We start from the raw sequence: 17120 nt of genomic DNA, 5'->3' as shown, positions 1-17120 counted from the left end.
GCTTCAGAAGAACGTGTCCTCGTCGCTCTTGCGGTAGTCGCGGATCTCGCCGAACCGGCCGGCGGCGGCGTGGCTCACCCAGGCCGGGTTGCCGAGCAGGATGCGCCCCAGTGCGGCGACGTCGAACTCGCCCGCGTCGTGGCGGCGGACCAGCTCGTCCAGCGCGCCGGAGGTGAAGAAGGCACCGTCCAGGCCGATCGAGCCGACGGTGATCGTCGGCAGGCCGGTCAGGCGTCCCGCCCAGCCCGCCAGGTTGAGCGCCGAGCCGCCGAACACCGGCTCGGCGAAGCGGCGCTGCGAAGCGTGCAGCACGTCGGCCCCGGCCGCGGCGAACGCGTCGAGGATCACCGCCAGCTCGGCGGGCGACTCCGCGATCCGCGCCGTGAAGTCACGCTCCTTGAACTGCGAGAACCGCACGATCACCGGCATCGCGGCGGGCACCGCGCCGCGTACCGCCCGGATCACCTCGGCCGGGAACGCCGCGCGGGCGGCCGGGGATCCGCCGAAGCGGTCGGTGCGCCGGTTGGTGTGCGGCCACAGGAACTCGTCGAGCAGGTACCCGTGCGCGGCGTGGATCTCGACCGCGTCGAACCCGGCCCGCACCGCCCCGGCCGCCGCCTCGGCGTACGCGGCCAGCAGCGTGTCGATGTCCGCGAGGGTCATCGCGCGGCTGCCGCCGGGCTCGCCCGACGGCGTCCACGCCGCCACCCCGTCCACCGGCTCGCGGGCGCTGCCGAGGTGCCAGAGCTGCGCCGCGATCCGGCCGCCGCCGGCGTGCACCTCGTTGGTGACCCGCCGCCAGCCGTCCTCGGCCGCTCCGGCGGTCAGGCGCGGGACGGTCGTCTCGTGACCGGCGCTGGGATGGTCGACGAGCACGCCCTCGGTGATGATCAGGCCGACGCCGTGCTCGGCCCGGCGCCGGTAGTAGGCGGCCACCTCGGGCGTGGGCACTCCGCCGGGGGAGCGGAAGCGGGTCATCGGCGCCATCGCGAAGCGGCTGCTCAGCGGCAGCCCGGCGAGCGTGGTCGGGGTGAGCAGGGAACCCAGCAGGGTCGTCGTCGCGGTCATGCGGGTACGGTAAAACCTGACATTGACGTCAGGGTCAAGTGTTGTGACGGGAGCGACATCCATGCGTATCGGCGATCTGGCCGCCGCGACCGGCGCGAGCGCCCGCTCGCTGCGCTACTACGAGGAGCAGGGGCTGCTCGCCAGCGAGCGCAGTGGCGGCGGGCAGCGGCACTATCCCGACGGGGCGGTCGAGCGGGTCCGGCTCATCCAGTCGCTGCTCGCGGCGGGTCTGTCCAGCGGCACCATCCACGACGTGCTGCCCTGCATCACCGAGCGCGCGATCCGTACCCCCTGGCTGGCCGAACGCCTGCGCACCGAACTGGACCGGGTCGAGGCGCAGCTCACCGCGCTGCACCGCACCCGCGACATCCTCTCCGGCCTGGTGGACGAGTACGCCGTCTGACCGCGCCGGTAGCCTCAGGCCGGTGGAGCCGACGACCGCGCCCGCGTACCCCCGGTGAGCCGCCGCCTGGCGAAGATCGGCGTCTCGTGTCAAAAAGCCGGGCCAGGCCGCACCTTCTGACACGAGACAGTGATCTTCACCGGCCTACTCGGAGGCGACGGTGACCACGACCTTGCCCGGCGCGTGCCCCGCCTCGACGAACCGGACCGCCGCGGGCAGCTCGGCGAACGCGTAGCCCCGGGCGATAACCGGGGTGACCTGCCCGTTCTCGAACAGCGGGGCCAGCTCGGTCAGGTGCCGTGCGCTGTCCGCGCCGATCCCGAAGCCGGTGACCGCCGACGGCTGCCTGGTCAGGGCACCGGTCAGCTGCACCGCCATGAAGTGGTCGATGGGCCGCAGCCAGCGCCCGGCATCGCCGCCGATGACGACGTACGCCCCACCGGGCCGCAGCACCCGCCGCGCGGCCCGGACCGGCGGGCTTCCCGCGATGTCGACCAGCGCGTCGAAGCCGCGGGCCAGCCGCGTGAAGTCCTGCTTGGTGTAGTCGTAGACCTCGGTGGCGCCGAGCGAGCGCACCAGCTCGGCGTTGCGGCCGCTGCACACCCCGGCCACCTCGGCGCCCGCGGCTCGCGCCAGCTGCACGGCGAACGTGCCCACGCCACCGCTCGCGCCGTTGACGAGGACCCGGCCGCCGGGTGCGGTCCCCGCGTTGTCGTGCACCGCGACCCGCGCCGTCACCCCCGCCATGGGCACCGCCGCGGCCTGCTCGAACGACAGCGCGGCGGGCTTGGCGACGAGGTTCTCCGCGGGGGCGCACATGTACTCCGCGAACGAGCCGTGCTTGACCAGGCCGTAGACCGCGTCGCCGAGCTGGAGTGCGCTCACTCCGGGGCCGAGCGCCGCGACCTCGCCCGCGACGTCGCAGCCGAGGATCGGGTGGGGCCGCCGGCCGAGCCCGCCGCCCATGAACCGGGCGACGAACGGCTCGCCGCGCATGTGGTGCCAGTCGTACGGGTTGATCGACGTGGCACGCACCCGCAGCAGCACCTCACCCGGCCCCGGCACGGGCTTGTCGACCTCGCTGAGCAGCAGGTTCTCCGGGGGACCGAAGGAGTTGATCACGTATGCCTTCATCGAACACTCCTGACCTTACGGCGTAAGTCTGTCTTACGCTGTAAGGTAGCCTTACGCCGTAAGGCGGTCAAGGGCCGGGCAGGAAAGGGATGTGCCAGAAAGGGGTCAGCGGCGACGGTCGAGGCCGTCGAGCAGCAGATCCAGTCCGAACTCGAACTCCGCCTGGTCGTCGCACCAGCCGAGGGTCGAATCAGGATCGTCGTGCGCGACCTCGGCCAGCATGCCCACCAGGTTGGGCAGCTGGGCGGCCATCGCGGCCATTGCCGGATCGGGCTCGCCGGTGGTCGGCCCGCCGGTCGGGCTGAACAGCTCCTGGCTGAAACCGATCGCCCGGCTGCCGAGCGCGTGCATGGCGTGGTGGGCCAGGTCGTTGGAGAAGCCGCCGGCCCGCATGATGCCGAGCAGGCCGTCGAAGTAGAGCAGCACCTCGGGGCTGGTCGTGGTCCGCGTCGAGAACACCGCGGGCGCCCACGGGTGGCCCAGCAGCACCTGCCGGGCGGTCAGGATGCGCCGCCGCGCGGCCTCCTTCCACGCCGGACCCTCGGCGGGCAGCGTGAGCCGGGAGACAGCCTCGTTGATCTCGGCGGCGACGGCGTCGACGACGCCGTCCAGCACCTGGTCCTTGTTGGCCACGTGGTGGTAGAGCGACATCGCCTCGGCGTCGAGCTCCTCGGCCAGACGGCGCATCGTGACGGACGCGATGCCGCCCTCGTCGGCGAGCTTCACCGCCGCCCGCAGCACCCGGTCACGGCTCAGCGGCGCCCGCGTCTCGACGCTCCTGCCCCGGCCAACCACGACATCAGCCCCTTCACTCGCGGGCCATCCTACAAGGCATCCCTGTGCCGCCGCCGTATGCCGCATATGCTGGGCCGGTGTCCGACGAGGCGAGGCCCGCGCGGGTCGAGGACGTGCACGAGCTGGCCGAGGCGATGCCGCACGTCACCGTCGTGTACGGCACCGGCGAGAACCCCGTCTACCAGGTCGGCGGCAGGTCGTTCGTCTTCTTCCGCAACCCGCGGCCCGACGCGTTCGATCCGGAAACCGGCGAGCGCTACCCCGACGTGATCGTGTTCTGGGTGCCGTCCGACGCGGACAAGCAGGCGATGGTGCAGGACGAGTCGTCGCCGTTCTTCACCACGCCGCACTTCAACGGCCATCCGTCGGTGCTGCTGCGGGGGAGCCGCATCGGCGAGCTGACCCGCGGTGAGCTGGCCGAGGTGGTGCAGGACGCGTGGCTGTCCCGGGCGTCGGCCCGCCGCGCCGCGACCTGGCTCAAGGACCGCCAGGGCGGCTGACCTGCGGATCTGGGCATCGGGGCCGGCGACGTTCCGTAAGACCTGGTTGTGATGCTCGACACCTACCGGCGTGTAGGGAAATCATCCGATGGTCGGGGGATTTGATGACAGACGTGACCTCGACCCTAGACGCGGCTCCGGCCATGGACACCGCCCCGGCGATGCCGGGGGACCTGATGACCGGTGCGCAACGGCTGCGCCTCGTGCTCGTGCTCGGCTCGCTCATCGCGATCGGCCCGCTCACCATCGACATGTACCTGCCGGCCCTGCCCGCCATCACCGACGCGATGCACACCACCTCCACCGCGGTCCAGCTCACGCTCACCGGCACCCTGGCGGGCCTCGGCCTGGGCCAGCTCGTGATCGGACCGCTGTCCGACGCGTACGGCCGCCGCCGCCCGCTGATCTACGGCCTCGTCCTGCACGTCGTCGCCTCCGCCCTGTGCGTCGTCGCCCCCGACGTCGCGACGCTCGGGGTGCTGCGCGTCCTGCAGGGACTCGGCGTCGCCGCGTCGTCGGTGGTGGCCATGGCCGTCGTACGGGACCTGTTCGACGGCTCGGCCTTCGCGAAGCTGTTCTCCCGGCTGATGCTGGTCATGGGCGCCGCGCCGGTGCTCGCGCCCACCCTCGGCGGCGCGCTGCTGCGCTGGACGCAGTGGCAGGGCGTGTTCGTCGCGCTGGCCGGGTTCGGCATCGCGCTGACGCTGGTCGCCACGTTCTTCCTGCGGGAGACCCTGCCCGTGTCCCGGCGGCAGTCCGGCGGTGCCGCGGGAACCCTGCGCATGTACCGCACGCTCCTGCGCGACCGGACCTTCGTGGGCCTGGTGCTGGTGGCGGGCCTGGCCATGGCCGCGCTGTTCGCCTACGTCGCCGGGTCGTCGTTCGTGATGCAGGGGCAGTACGGCCTGGACGAGCAGCAGTTCGCGATCGCGTTCGGCGCGGGGGCGGCCGGGCTCATCGGCGCCACCCAGCTCAACGTGCGCCTGCTGCGCCGTTACCCCCCGCAGCGAATCCTGCTCGGCGCGCTGGCCGGGGGCACCCTCGCCGGGCTCGCGCTGGTGCTGCTCGCCGCGACCGGGGCCGGCGGCCTGCCCGCGCTGCTCGCGGGGCTGTGGGCGGTGCTCGCCGCGGGCGGCCTGGCGCTGCCGAACGCGCCCGCGCTGGCCATGTCCCGCCACGGCGAGGCGGCCGGGACGGCGGCGGCGCTGCTGGGCGCGGTGCAGTTCGGCGTCGGGGCCGTCGCGGCGCCGATGGTCGGCGTGCTCGGCGCGGACGCGGTCGCGATGACCGTGGTGATCCTGTCCGGTATGGCCGCCGCGCTGCTCATCGCCGTGCCGGTGGTCCGGGCCGGTCGGTTCGAGGACGGTCCGGCCGAGCCGGCCCCCGTGCACGTGGGCTGAGGTTCGTCGGCCGGGCTCACGGCTGCTGGAAGTCGGGGGTCTGCCAGATCCGCCGGTCCAGGTAGTCCCTGACCCGGCCGACGTACTGCTCGCCCGGGGCGGTGTGCCAGCGGCCGGAGAACCAGCGGCCGACGCAGCCCCAGGCGTCGCCCGCGGCGTACTCCCGGCCGCGTTCCACCGTGTTGAGCCAGCCCTCCCTGCCCTCGAAGCAGCTGCGCCAGACGGCATACGCGAGATCGGCGCTCATCGCGGTGGACCGCATCGCGCCCGGGAACGCGCTCTTCATGTAGGGGTAGCGGTTCTGCAGGATGCCGTAACTCTGCGGGCACTTGCCGGCCTGGCCGTCCGCGCCGAGGCCGTGCCCGGCGGGGCAGGCGGCCGCGTCGGTGTCGAAGTCGCCGAGCGTGCCCTGCCGCCACCAGCTCTCGATGGCGGCCTGCGCCTTGACGATGTCCTCGTCGACGCCCCACTTGCAGGCGGCCCAGCGCAGGATCTCCTCGGTGGTGCCGGTGAACTGCCCGTCGACGCGCTTGGCCAGCGCGGCGCCGTCGCCGAACGCGGCCGGGTCGACCCTGTGCCCGGTGGTCCTGTTCGCGGTGCGGTTGGCGCCCTTGTTCTCCTTCTTCGGGCGGGCGCGCACCCAGGCCGCGCACTGGCTGCCCGAGGGCAGCTTCGACCCGGGCTTCAGCGTGGTGAACCGGCTAGGTGCGGCGGCGGCGCTCTTGGACGGACTCGGCCCGGCGCCGGCCGAGGCCGTGGGCGCCGTCACCGGGCTCGCGGCGGCCGAGCCGGCCGGGGCAACGGTCGTGGGCGCGGGTCCGGCGAACACCGGGTCGGTGCCGTTGGTGGCGGCCGTGGCGCATCCGGACAGGACGATCGTCACGGCGGTGACCGCGGCCAGGCGAGCCGCTAGGGGAAGGCGGAGCACGGTCGGGGACGCTATGGCCCCCGGCGGGCCGAGTCAATCCGGGGGTACGCCGTTCAGCCTCCCCAGATCGCCGTGGCCCACTCCGGGTGGTCGATGAACGGGTTGCGGTTGCCCTGCCAGCTGTCGTAGATGACCTGGTTGCGCCGCTTCTCGAAGGTGTCCGGCGGGTCCTGCAGGTTCCACTGGAGCAGCACCGACAGCCTGCCGAGGTAGGGGACCGATCCGTTGACGGAGTTGTTCATCTCCAGATTGGGCCAGCCGTCCTCGCCCTCGTACCGGATCGCCATATACATGATCATGCGGGCGACGTCGCCCTTGACCGCGTTGCGCGGCTCCCACGAGTCGGCGTCGGTGTAGTTGCCCGGCGCCTCGCTCACCGTGGAGCCGCCCAGGTCGAAGTCCTTGTTGCCGCGCGTGGAGTTGACGGTCACGTCCTCGGGCCGCAGGTGGTGCAGGTCGGTGCCGGGCCCGGTCGCGGTGCCGAAGCTGCCGTGCGACTGCGGCCAGACGTGCTCGCGGTTCCAGTCGTTCACGCCACCGCCGTTGGTGCTCTTGCTCTGGGAGCGCCCGCTGTAGATCAGGATCACGTTGCCGGCGTTGTTCGGGTCCTGGTCGGTGACCTTCAGCGCCTCCCACACCTGGTCGTAGGTGATCTTCGTCTGCACCTTGATGATGTTGTGCAGCGCGGTGCGCAGACTGCTCCCGGTCTTGCCGATCGCGCTGGCGTAGTACGTGTTGTCGTACGGCCCGCCCGATCCGGTCGGGCTGGCCGACGGCGCGGGGGAGGAGCCGGTGAGGCTCATCGCGGTCGGGTCCTTGAGCCCGCCGTGCGAGAAGTACGCCGTGAGCGTCCCGGTGACGGTCACCGACCGGCCCATCAGCCCCGGGTTGCTCTGCAGCCCGAAGGCGCTCCGGTAGGCGGCCGTGACCTGCACGTACAGCATCCGGGAGGTGCTGGACTCGGCGGCCGAGTCGGCGATGGCGAACGCGGTGTCGCCGGTGAACCCGGACTTGATGACCGTGTTCGTGGCGGTGGGCTGGCCGACGATGTAGCCGGTCACCGCCGCCGAGCGGCCGTCCTGGGCGGACAGGGCGGCGGCCACCGTCAGCGGCGCCGCGGCCGAAGCCGACATGGTGGCCGCGCCGGTGGTGACGGCGACTACGGCGGCCAGCGCCATTCCCGCCCGCCGCAGAGCGGCCGCGGACAGCTTCGATGCCCTCATGGACCGGAATGCTACGGGCATTCACGCGTTCGCTGAAGAGTCGTTCACTCGTGACGGGACGGTGTTCCGCTCCGGTTACGGCGATCATAAATAGTCTGGTTTGGACTTCCATGGATGTCGCGACATCGATACTCTCACTGCGACCATCGAGCGGGGGAGGTGTTGCGGTGGGCCATGACGCCTGCCCGTGCCGACCCTGCGTCGAGCCACCACCGCCGATGATCGCCGGTGGTTCGTGGCCGCATGCGTCCTTCCGTGGCTTCCGGCAGGCGGCCGGCCTGCCGTCACCCCTCATTGCTCGTGAAAGGGCGGAATTCCGTCATGTCTGAAACCCCCCTGTGGCTGCAAGGCCGCACCGCCGTCATCGAGGCCGCCGAGACGTCCGCCTGGCGTGACGGCACCACCCCCGACTACCACCTGTCCCACACCGTCATGCCGGGCCAGCGCACCACCCAGCACGCGCCCGACTCGCTCGAGGCGATCGTCGAGAGCATCGTCCAGGTCTTCGAGATGGAGGTCTCGTACAAGAAGGACCCGGCGACCTGGGTGTCGATGGTGACCGAGCACTTCCGCACCAACGTCAACGGCGGGCCGTGGGCCAGCGCGCAGGACATCGCCGACATCGGCAGCTACAACATCCTCATCGGGGACAGCCCGTTCTACCGCAGCGGCCAGGAGTCGTTCGACTCCTCGCACCACATCTTCCACAAGGCGTTCCCGAACGGGTTCTACTGGGAGGTCCTGGAGGTCATCAGCCCGCCCCCGGTGGTCACGTTCAAGTGGCGGCACTGGGGCGCGTTCGAGGGTGAGTACCACGGCCACCAGCCGGACGGTAAGACGATCGAGATGTTCGGGATCAGCGTGGCGAAGGTCAGCGACGACCTGAAGCTGCTGGAGGTCGAGCACTACTACGACCCGAACCAGTTCCTCGGCAAGCTCACCAACGGCTGCCCGGTCGCGCACTGACGACCGCCCGGCGGGGCTGTCCGGCACCACCCGGGCGGCCCCGCGGATCGCGGCCGGTCAGGGCAGATCGAAGGCCACCTGGAGGCCGTCCAGCGCGGCCGGGCAGGGGCAGTCACGCTGGCCGGGCAGGTTCGCGATGGTGGTCAGCAGCAGCGCCCGCATGCGTTCGGTGTTGTCCTTGAATACGCGGAACACCTCGTCCAGGGTGACGCCGTGGTCGCCGTCGACGCCCGCGTCGAGGTCGGTGACGAGCGCGATCGTCGTGTAGCACAGGGCGAGTTCGCGGGCCAGGGCCGCCTCGGGCGCGCCGGTCATGTTGATCACGGTGCCGCCGCAGGCGGCATACCAGCGGGACTCGGCGCGGGTGGAGAAGCGCGGCCCGTCGATGACGACCATGGTTCCGGTGCCGGTGAGGTCCAGGCCGGTGGCGGCGGCGGTGTCGCGGACCGTCTGACGCCCGGCGGGGCAGTACGGGTCGGCGAAGTTGACGTGCGCCGCTCCGGTGTCGACGTAGGTGCGTTCCCGGCCGCTGGTCCGGTCGATGAGCTGGTCTGGCAGCACGAACGAGCCCGGCCCGAGGCCGGCGGTGAGGCCTCCGACGGCGCAGGGGGCGAGGATCTGCCGTACGCCGAGCGCGCGCAGCGCCCACAGGTTGGCGCGGTAGGGGATGCGGTGCGGCGGGTGGCGGTGGTCCCGGCCGTGCCGGGGCAGGAACGCCACCCGCCGCCCGGCCACCTCCCCGACGGTGATCGCGTCGGACGCGGCGCCGTACGGGGTGTCCGGTCGCACCTCGTAGCCCCCGTCGAGCAGGCTGTAGAGGCCGGATCCGCCGATCACGGCGATGTCGGCTGCGGCGGTCATGGCGTCTCCTGCGGGTCGCGAAGTCGGCGGTAGTGGTTCCACAGCTCGAAGTAGGGGATCTGCGCCCCGGTGTCCCGGGCCCGCGCCCACTCGCCTGCCCAGTGCATCAGCAGATGCGGCGAATCCGGCACGACCACGCGGCCGTCCTCGACCACGTAGGAGGGATCGCCCGCCCAGCGCTCCATGGGAATGTGCCACGAGCGCGTCTTCGCCGCGATCGTCATCAGGCTGCCGTGGCGGACGCCCGAGGTCACGATGAGGTAGTTCAGCAGCGGCTGCTCGCAGCAGAACAGCTCCATGTGCTCGGCCAGCGCGACCGCGGCGGGCAGCCGCTCGTCGACCGCCGTACGCGGCAGACACTGCCTGCGGGAGACCAGGAAGCCGGTGTTGGCCGCGTAGGCGATCTGCCGCCCGGTGAGGACCTGCGCGTCGTAGATCGAGTCCTTCCACACCCACTTGCGGATCTGCGGGATGTTGGAGTGCGAGGCGACGAAGCCGAAGTCCTCCAGATGGGCGAACACGAAGCCGATGTCGGTCAGCACGACGGTGTCGGTGTCGATGTAGACGAACTCGTCGAACGGGCCCTCCCACATCGCCAGCTTCCGGTACTGGCCGACGGTGCGGTCGTGGAACCGCCGGCTCACGCCGTCGCACCAGGCCAACGTGTCGTCGTCGGACCAGATGCCGAAGTCGTACTCGCCGGCCAGCCGGACGAGGCCCGCCACGTCGTCGTTGTAGGGGATGAGGCACAGCGCGATCGTCGGGTTGTGCGCGCGGAAGCTGTTCAGGAAGGCGATGGCCTGGTCCAGGACGGCGTCGTTGGCGACGAAGTACACGCCTCGGCGGCTCACGTGTCCGGTGCCCTCTCAGTCGGCTTCGCGGCGGATCAGGCGGACGGCGACCGTGGTGAGCACGGCGGCGAAGCCGAGCAGCACGGCCAGGGGCACCACGACGTCGCCGATGCCCCCGCCGCGGCTGAGCACGTCGAGCACGCCCTCGTTGAACTGGCGCAGGGGCAGCACCAGCGAGGCGGCCTGCAGCCAGTCGGGCGCGAAGCTCAGCGGAACGAACGACCCGGACAGGAACGCCATCGGGATGACGACGATGTTGCAGACGGCGTTGCCGGCTTCGACGGATCTCGTGGTCGCCCCGGCGAGCAGCCCGACCGACAGGAACGCCAGGGTCGAGGCGAGGACGAGCGGGATCGCCAGCCACCACGCCCCGGTGAGCTGAAGATCGAAGAAGGCGGCCGCGATGCCGAGGAACAGCAGCGTCTGCGCCAGTGCCAGGCCGAGGCTGACCAGGATCCGCGCGCCGACAACCGCCGGGACGCCGACGGGGCTGAGCGCCAGCCGCTGGGTGAGCCTGCGCTGGCGCCAGACGACCAGGGTCGACGCGGCGCCGAAGGTGGCGCCGGTGGCGATGGCCCACCCGAGGATGCCAGGCGTGAGGTACTGGATCTGCTTGACGGACGCGTCCTGGACGGTGGTGACCGAGACGGTGAACCGGGGCGGCTGCCCGGTGGCGGCCAGGTTGGCCCCCTGCACCAGCGACTCCACGACGCTGCGCACGGTGGCGGCCGAGGACGGGTCGGCGGCCGAGTAGTGCACCTGCACCTGCGTGCCCTGCTGGACGATGGCGGCCGTCTCGTCGCCGGAGCGCACCTGGTCCAGCGCCGCGGCCAGGTCGGTGGTCCGGGTGATGGCGAGCACCTGGCCGATCTGGGCCCGCTGCCCGTCGGTCAGCGCGTCCAGCACGTCGACCGGGCCGACGACGGCGACCTTCACCTGCGGCGCGGTGTCGGCGCCGCCGAACAGCCCGCCGAGTAGGACCAGGAACAGCAGCGGGAAGGCCAGGGTGAAGAAGAGCGACGCCTTGTCGCGCAGGTAGCCGCGCAGCAGGATCTGCGACAGGGTTCCGAGGCCGTTCATGCGCGATACTCCCGCCCGGTCAGCGTCAGGTAGGCGTCCTCCAGGGTGGCGCCCTTGACCACCAGGTCGCGCAGCGCGCCGCGGGCTGCCAGCTCGGCGAGCACCGGCGCGGGATCGGGGCTGGCGATGACGATCCGGGTGTCATCCTCGGTGACGGTCGCCTCGGGGAACCGCCGGCGCAGTTCACCGGCGTCGACCAGGGCCGCCTGAGCGATGACGCGGGTGACCGCGTCGGCCTTCTGGATCAGCGTCTCGGGCGGTCCGCATTCGAGGATGCGTCCGTGGTCGATGATGGCGACCCGGTGGCAGAGCGCCTCGGCCTCGTCCATGTAGTGCGTGGTCAGCACGACGGTCCGGCCGGCGGCGTTGATGTCCCGGAGCAGGTCCCAGAGGTTGCGCCGGGCCTGGGGGTCGAGTCCGGCGGTGGGCTCGTCGAGGAACACCAGCTGCGGATCGTGGACGAGCGCGCAGGCGATCGCCAGGCGCTGGGCCTGCCCGCCCGACAGCTGCTCGACCCGGGTCCGGGCCTTGTCGGACAGGCCGACGGCGGCCAGCATCTCGTCGGCACGCACGGCGGGGACCCGGTAGAGCTTCGCGAACGCGTGGATCTGCTCGGCGGCCGTCAGCCGCTCGAAGAACGCCGGCGTCTGCGACTGCACGCCGATGCGCCGCATCAGGTCCGGGTTGGGCGGCCAGGATGGCGCACCGAACATCAGGGCCTGGCCGGAGTCGGGGCGCCGCAGCCCTTCCACGATCTCCAGGGTGGTGGTCTTACCCGCGCCGTTGGGGCCGAGCAGCCCGAAGAACTCGCCCTGGCCGACCTCGAACGAGACCCCGTCGAGGGCGGTGGTGGTGCCGTAGGTCTTCCGCAGGTCGGTGACCGCGATCGCGGCACTGGCGTCCATCTACCGGTCCTCTGCGATCATCGCGTCGACCCCGCGGTCCAGCCGCCGGGCCAGGATCTCCTGGTTGGCGGGCAGCGTCACGGTGTGCGTACGCGAGTGTTCGAAGTGCAGGCAGGCCAGCCCGCGCGCGGCGCGCCAGGCGCGCATCACCTCGATACGGCCCTCCAGCTTGGCGATCAGGTCGTCGTCCTCGCATCCCCAGCCGGAGTAGATGGTGCAGTAGCCGCCGACGTCGTCGAACAGCTTGCGCTCGACGAGGAAGCCGCCCCAGTGGTAGGGCGGCGGGAACCAGGGCGACCCCTCGCGGACGTTCCAGCCGACCCCCGGCGGGGGTTCGACGATCATGCAGTCGCGGCCCTGCCACAGGAACCGCTCCGGTCCGACGGGTTGCAGGCGGCCATCGGGGCCCGCGTCGACGTGGCAGACGCGGCCGAAACGGGGGTTCTCCAGGACGAGGTCGTCGCGGGTGCCGGACCTGTCGACGAGGCGGTAGAGCCAGGGCTGGATCACCACCCGATCCCGGCCCAGCTCCAGCGCCCTGGTGAGGTAGTCGGTGCCGAGCGGCACGATGTCGGCGTCGCCGAGGTAGAACGTCGATCCGCGGGCGGCCGCGGCCGCGAGGTTGCGCAACGGTCCGGCCGCGGACGGGCCCTGGTCGGCGAAGACCAGCCGGATGCGGTCGTCGGGCAGGTCGGGGACCTCCGTGTCCGGGCCGACGCCGATCACGATCTCGCACGGGACGTCCTGGGCGAGCCAGGCACGACAGACCCGCGGCAGCACCTGTGTGGCGCGGTGGTCGCCGAACAGCGGCAGCACGACCGACACCCGGGGCTCCAACATGGACCGATCGTAAGGACGATCGACGTAAATGTCAGTGGCCCCGCGACCACAACATATCCACAACATTAACACAACGAACCATCGATACATTCGCACAACTGCGTACATGGAAGCGCTACCACGTGGGGGTGTTTCGGGTGGGTCGGTTCGGTGTGGTGCCTGCGGCAGGCGCCGGGACGCGCCTCGCGCCGTACCGCGCGCCCAAGGAGCTGATCCAGGTCGGCTACCACGACGTCGGCGGCCGGGTGCTGCCGAAGGCGGCCATCGAACACGTCCTGACCGCGATGCGCGGCGGCGGCGTCGGGCGTGCCTTCGTCGTGCTGTCGCCGGCCAAGGCCGAACTGCTGCGCTACCTCGGCTCGGGCAGCTACCTGGGCATGGACCTGGCGTACGTGTGCCAGGAGGTGGCGCGCGGGCTGCCGCACGCGCTCGACCTGGCCACTCCGTTCCTGGCTGGCCGGACGGTGTGCATGGGTATGCCGGACACGATCATCACCCCGGACGACGGCTTCGCCAGGCTGCTGGACTTCCACGACGGCACAGGCGCGGACCTCAGCCTCGGGGTCTATCCGACGGCCACGCCGCAGTCGCTCGCGCCGGTCGTTGTCGAGCCCGGCTCGTACCGGGTGCTGGCCATCGTGGACAAGCCCGAGCACCCCCCGGCCGACAACACGTGGGGCATCGCCGCGTGGTCGCCGGTCTTCACCGAGCTGCTGCACGCGTGCGTGGCCGATGCGCCGCCCGGTCCGGAGCTCCTGCTCAGCGACATCTTCGTCGCCGCCATGACCGCGGGGTTGCGCGTACACGCGCTGACCTTCGCCGACGGCGAGTTCCACGACATCGGCACCCCGGCCGGTGTCCTGCGGGCCCGCGAAGCCCTCGAAGCCCCCGGCGGCGTACTGGCCCGGCGGCAGCCGTGACCAGTATCCTGCTCGTCCCCTTCCACCCGCCCGGCCACGCCGAGCCGATGGCGGCGCTCGCCGGGCAGCTGCGTGCGGCCGGGCACGAGGTCACCACGTTCAGCGAGGAGACCGCGAGCCGCTGGTGCCCCGACGCGCCCATTCCCCCGCACCTGTACTCCGCGGACAGCGCCACGCTGTTCCGGCACATCTTCCTCGGCGACCTCGAGGCGATGGTCCGCGACATCGTGGATCTCGCGTACGACTGCGGCGCGGAGCTGATCGTGGCCGACGTGATGGCCGCGGGCGGAGCGCTGGCCGCGCAGCGGATCGACCTGCCGTGGGTGTCGCTGTCGTTCAGCCCGGTCCCGGCGCTGGACTCCTACCGCACCTTCCTGCCCCCGCACGCCGTCGACAGCTTCGCCCCGCACCGGGTGCTGGCCGCGCTCGGCCTGCCCGACGACGACGTGAGCCTGCTCGGGCGCACGTCGCCGCAGCTGCACCTGATCCCGACGACCCCGCGCTTCGCCGGGGCCCACCGGCTGCCGGACGAGGTCGCCCTGGTCGGCCCCTTCACCGAGGTGCCCACGCCGCGGACCCGGCCCGGTGGGCGGCCGGTCGTGGTCGTCAGCGCCAGCACGAACGCGCCGATCAACCTAGGCGTGCGGGCGCTGGTCCAGGACCGGTACGTGGCCGCCGCTGTCCAGGCGCTGGCCGGGCTGCCCGTCGACGGCCTGGTCACCCACGGCGGCGCGGGCCTGGCGCCGACCGGGCCTATCCCGGACAACGTACGCCTGCTCGGGCGCACCCCCCACGACGAGCTGTTCGACCGGGCCTCGGCCGTCGTCACGCACGCCGGCTGGGGCACGGTCTGCCGGGCGCTGGTCCGGGGGCTGCCGCTGGTCCTCGTCCCGATCTTCGCCGACCAGCCCTACATCGCCACGCGCTGCGCCGAGCTGGGCCTGGGCATCGCGCTGGACGCCGACACGGTGACCGCCACGGAGCTGCGCGACGCCATACGCGCGGTCGTCGAGGAGCCCCGCTACCGCAACGCCGCCCAGGAGGTCGCCGGCGAACTGCGCGCGATGGCCCCGCTGGCGACCGCCGCTGACCTGATCACCGCCTCGCTGCAGCCCTCAGAAGGGTGACTACCATGGCCATCGCCCCGGCACGCAAGCCGACCACCCGGGTGCTGTTCCTCGTCGCACCGGGCGAACAGCCGATGTTCACCCGCATGAACCTGCCGCCCTTCGGGACCGGCATCGTGACCGCCAGCCTGCGCGATTCCGGCTGCGACGTGGACCTGCACGATCTCAACTCCGACCTGTGGCGGATGTGGCGGGCCGGCGAGTTCACCAAGGCCGACCTGCGCCCGTTCTACGACGAGCGGGCCGTGCTGGACTACGTGGGCGGCGCCCGCAACGACTTCCTGGACTCCTTCGCCGACCGCCTGCTGGCCGGCAAGGACATCGAGGCGGCCCAGGTGGTCGGCATCTCCGCCGGTGGCGACTTCTCGTTCCTGGAGATGCAGTCGGCCGTCGTGATCGGCGCCCACATCAAGCGGCACTACGGCAAGCCGATCGTGCTGGGCGGCAACAACCTGGACTACCTGATGCAGTTCCACGACGCGTTCCACAGCTGGTGGACCGCGGTCATCACGCACTTCGACGCGGCCGTGACCGGCCCGGGCGAGGACGTCTTCGTCGACCTCGTGGGCAAGCTGGCCCGGGAGCGGACGCAGCTGCCGATGGCCCGCCCCGCCCCCTCGCCCGGGGTCGCCCGGCTGCTGGGCGACACCGTCCTGCGCTCGCCCGACGCCGCGCACCGCATCCTGGCCCCCGACTTCGACGGGCTGCGCCTGGACGACTACCACAACTTCGTCCGCGACCGGCCCACGGCGAGCCCGCGTAAGCAGGAGGCCGACGAGATGTGGAACCGGATGCAGCTCTACCAGTTCCCGGCGTACCTGAGCTGGCTGGCCAACGAGACCAACGCGCAGCAGGCCGGCCAGGGCGTCTCCGGGAAGCTGGTGATGCCGTACGTGTTCAACTACAACTGCCCGTACAACTGCGCGTTCTGCACCGAGAGCCTGGAGCGGGTCAAGCTCGTGCACGCCACCGTCGACGACATCGTCGAGGACATGGCGGGGCTGTCCAGCAAGTACCAGACGCCGTACTTCTACCTGTTCAACAACTACTTCAACCTGGTCAACGGCTTCGTCGAGGAGTTCGCCAGCCGGGTCGTCCTCAACGGCGTCGAGCTGCACTGGTCCGACTGCGCCCGGTTCAACAGCCTCACCTACGAGCGTCTCGCGCTGATGGCCGAGTCCGGCTGCCGCAAGCTGACGTTCGGCCTGGAGACGGCGAGCACCAAGATGCTCAAGATCATCGACAAGCGGGTCAAGCTCGCCGAGGCCGAGCGGGTGCTGGGCTGGTGCAAGGAGGTCGGCATCTGGGCCGACCTGGAGATCATCACCGGCCTGCCGCACGAGGACGAGGACACCTTCGCCGAGACGACCGACTTCCTGGAACGCAACGCCGCGAACATCAACTACTTCAACGTCAACCGGTACTTCGTGGCGCCCAAGTCGCTGATGGGCGCGAAACCCGAGGCGTACGGGATGACGCTGCGCAAGTTCCCCGACGCCTACCAGCGGCTGCTCGACGCCAACTACCGCTGGCTGGCCGAGGACCTGGAGTTCTCCTACAAGCCGCAGAACTTCCGCGTCTACGAGTTCGACGAGATCGACGGCCGCAGCGCCGAACAGCTCGCGGACGTGATCGTGCCGAAGATCGCCAAGCTCAACGCGATCCAGAGCACCGATTTCAGCGACGCCTGGCGGGTGCTGAGCATGCGCCAGGACCGCGCGGGCCGCACCCCGGCCCGGTTCAACAACGAAACCATGTCGATGGCCTGACGATCCACCACCGGACAGGAGTGCACACGTGACTGCCGAAACCACCGCGAGCCAGGCTGAGCCGAGCCAGGTCAAGGACGTCCTGGAACGGGCCGTCGCCGACCCGGAGTTCGGCCGCCTGCTGCTCGACGATCCCGACGCCGCGCTGGCCGGCTACGACCTCAGCGAGGTCCAGCTGCTGCTGCTGCGCAGCCTCGACGAGGAGGACCTGGCCAAGCTGACGCCGGAGAACCTGGAGGAGTTCTTCGCCGTCGACTCGGCGGTCTACACGCCCGAGGACGCCGCGATGGTCCAGCAGGGCTACGAGATCTACGACGACGAAGACCTCGACGACTGATCGGCGACGAAGG

General features: G+C 71.4%; 18 protein-coding genes. 8 read left to right on the top strand and 10 right to left on the bottom strand.

Annotation, left to right across the window (positions count from 1 at the left end; all coding sequences use genetic code 11):
* Positions 1–3: 3 nt before the first annotated feature.
* A complete protein-coding gene (locus Cba03nite_RS09160; protein WP_203744043.1) occupies positions 4–1068 on the bottom strand; it encodes an oxidoreductase in 1065 nt (354 codons plus the stop codon).
* 61 nt (positions 1069–1129) lie between these two features.
* Here Cba03nite_RS09160 and Cba03nite_RS09155 point away from each other — a divergent pair, with 61 nt between their 5' ends.
* A complete protein-coding gene (locus tag Cba03nite_RS09155) occupies positions 1130–1471 on the top strand; it encodes a MerR family transcriptional regulator (protein WP_203744041.1) in 342 nt (113 codons plus the stop codon).
* 144 nt (positions 1472–1615) lie between these two features.
* Here Cba03nite_RS09155 and Cba03nite_RS09150 read toward each other — a convergent pair whose 3' ends face one another.
* Positions 1616–2605: an NAD(P)-dependent alcohol dehydrogenase gene (locus Cba03nite_RS09150; protein WP_203744039.1), complete on the bottom strand. Its 990-nt coding sequence runs from the start codon at positions 2603–2605 to the stop codon at positions 1616–1618.
* A 105-nt stretch (positions 2606–2710) separates the two neighbouring features.
* Positions 2711–3400: a TetR/AcrR family transcriptional regulator gene (locus Cba03nite_RS09145; protein WP_239125578.1), complete on the bottom strand. Its 690-nt coding sequence runs from the start codon at positions 3398–3400 to the stop codon at positions 2711–2713.
* A 77-nt stretch (positions 3401–3477) separates the two neighbouring features.
* On the opposite strand from Cba03nite_RS09145, the gene Cba03nite_RS09140 reads away from it, so the two are divergent.
* Entirely contained in the window at positions 3478–3900 is a 423-nt protein-coding gene (locus Cba03nite_RS09140) for an MmcQ/YjbR family DNA-binding protein (RefSeq protein WP_239125577.1), read from the top strand.
* Positions 3901–4076: 176 nt separating this feature from the next.
* Positions 4077–5300, top strand: a complete 1224-nt coding sequence (locus tag Cba03nite_RS09135) for a multidrug effflux MFS transporter (RefSeq protein WP_203744182.1) — start codon at positions 4077–4079, stop codon at positions 5298–5300.
* Between the two features lie 16 nt (positions 5301–5316).
* Here the strand turns inward: Cba03nite_RS09135 and Cba03nite_RS09130 are convergent, their stop codons facing one another.
* Positions 5317–6228, bottom strand: coding sequence for a hypothetical protein (locus Cba03nite_RS09130; RefSeq protein ID WP_203744035.1), 912 nt, complete (start codon positions 6226–6228; stop codon positions 5317–5319).
* A 53-nt stretch (positions 6229–6281) separates the two neighbouring features.
* Positions 6282–7451, bottom strand: coding sequence for an endonuclease (locus Cba03nite_RS09125; RefSeq protein WP_203744033.1), 1170 nt, complete (start codon positions 7449–7451; stop codon positions 6282–6284).
* Between the two features lie 321 nt (positions 7452–7772).
* On the opposite strand from Cba03nite_RS09125, the gene Cba03nite_RS09120 reads away from it, so the two are divergent.
* On the top strand, positions 7773–8417 hold the full coding sequence (locus Cba03nite_RS09120) for a SnoaL-like polyketide cyclase (RefSeq protein ID WP_203744025.1): 645 nt from the start codon (positions 7773–7775) through the stop codon (positions 8415–8417).
* A 57-nt stretch (positions 8418–8474) separates the two neighbouring features.
* On the opposite strand, the gene Cba03nite_RS09115 is transcribed toward Cba03nite_RS09120, so the two are convergent.
* From Cba03nite_RS09115 to Cba03nite_RS09095, 5 genes are read right to left on the bottom strand one after another with little or no spacing between them, the layout of a single operon-like run.
* Complete coding sequence (locus Cba03nite_RS09115; protein WP_203744024.1) at positions 8475–9278, bottom strand: S-methyl-5'-thioadenosine phosphorylase; 804 nt, start codon at positions 9276–9278, stop codon at positions 8475–8477.
* Positions 9275–10129 (bottom strand): hypothetical protein, encoded by an 855-nt coding sequence (locus Cba03nite_RS09110; protein WP_203744023.1) that lies wholly within the window; start codon positions 10127–10129, stop codon positions 9275–9277. Before Cba03nite_RS09110 ends, Cba03nite_RS09115 begins: the two co-directional genes overlap by 4 nt.
* 15 nt (positions 10130–10144) lie before the next feature.
* A complete protein-coding gene (locus Cba03nite_RS09105; protein WP_203744022.1) occupies positions 10145–11209 on the bottom strand; it encodes an ABC transporter permease in 1065 nt (354 codons plus the stop codon).
* A complete protein-coding gene (locus tag Cba03nite_RS09100) occupies positions 11206–12114 on the bottom strand; it encodes an ABC transporter ATP-binding protein (RefSeq protein ID WP_203744021.1) in 909 nt (302 codons plus the stop codon). The genes Cba03nite_RS09105 and Cba03nite_RS09100 overlap by 4 nt, the downstream gene beginning before the upstream one ends.
* Positions 12115–12954 (bottom strand): galactosyltransferase-related protein, encoded by an 840-nt coding sequence (locus Cba03nite_RS09095; protein ID WP_203744020.1) that lies wholly within the window; start codon positions 12952–12954, stop codon positions 12115–12117.
* 137 nt (positions 12955–13091) lie between these two features.
* On the opposite strand from Cba03nite_RS09095, the gene Cba03nite_RS09090 reads away from it, so the two are divergent.
* Genes Cba03nite_RS09090 through Cba03nite_RS09075 form a run of 4 tightly spaced genes read left to right on the top strand, consistent with a single transcriptional unit; the run spans position 13092 to position 17107 of the window.
* Positions 13092–13874 (top strand): nucleotidyltransferase family protein, encoded by a 783-nt coding sequence (locus tag Cba03nite_RS09090; RefSeq protein ID WP_203744018.1) that lies wholly within the window; start codon positions 13092–13094, stop codon positions 13872–13874.
* The gene (locus Cba03nite_RS09085; protein ID WP_203744016.1) at positions 13871–15001 is read left to right on the top strand and encodes a glycosyltransferase; all 1131 of its coding nucleotides are present in this window, start codon (positions 13871–13873) and stop codon (positions 14999–15001) included. Before Cba03nite_RS09090 ends, Cba03nite_RS09085 begins: the two co-directional genes overlap by 4 nt.
* A 5-nt stretch (positions 15002–15006) precedes the next feature.
* A complete protein-coding gene (locus Cba03nite_RS09080; RefSeq protein ID WP_203744014.1) occupies positions 15007–16770 on the top strand; it encodes a B12-binding domain-containing radical SAM protein in 1764 nt (587 codons plus the stop codon).
* A 28-nt stretch (positions 16771–16798) separates the two neighbouring features.
* Entirely contained in the window at positions 16799–17107 is a 309-nt protein-coding gene (locus Cba03nite_RS09075) for an Os1348 family NHLP clan protein (RefSeq protein ID WP_203744012.1), read from the top strand.
* Positions 17108–17120: the final 13 nt, after the last annotated feature.

Origin of the sequence: Catellatospora bangladeshensis (genome assembly GCF_016862575.1) — a bacterium.
GTDB lineage: Bacteria > Actinomycetota > Actinomycetes > Mycobacteriales > Micromonosporaceae > Catellatospora > Catellatospora bangladeshensis.
Note: the sequence above shows the minus strand (reverse complement) of the source record. Positions and strands in the feature narration are given on the sequence as shown.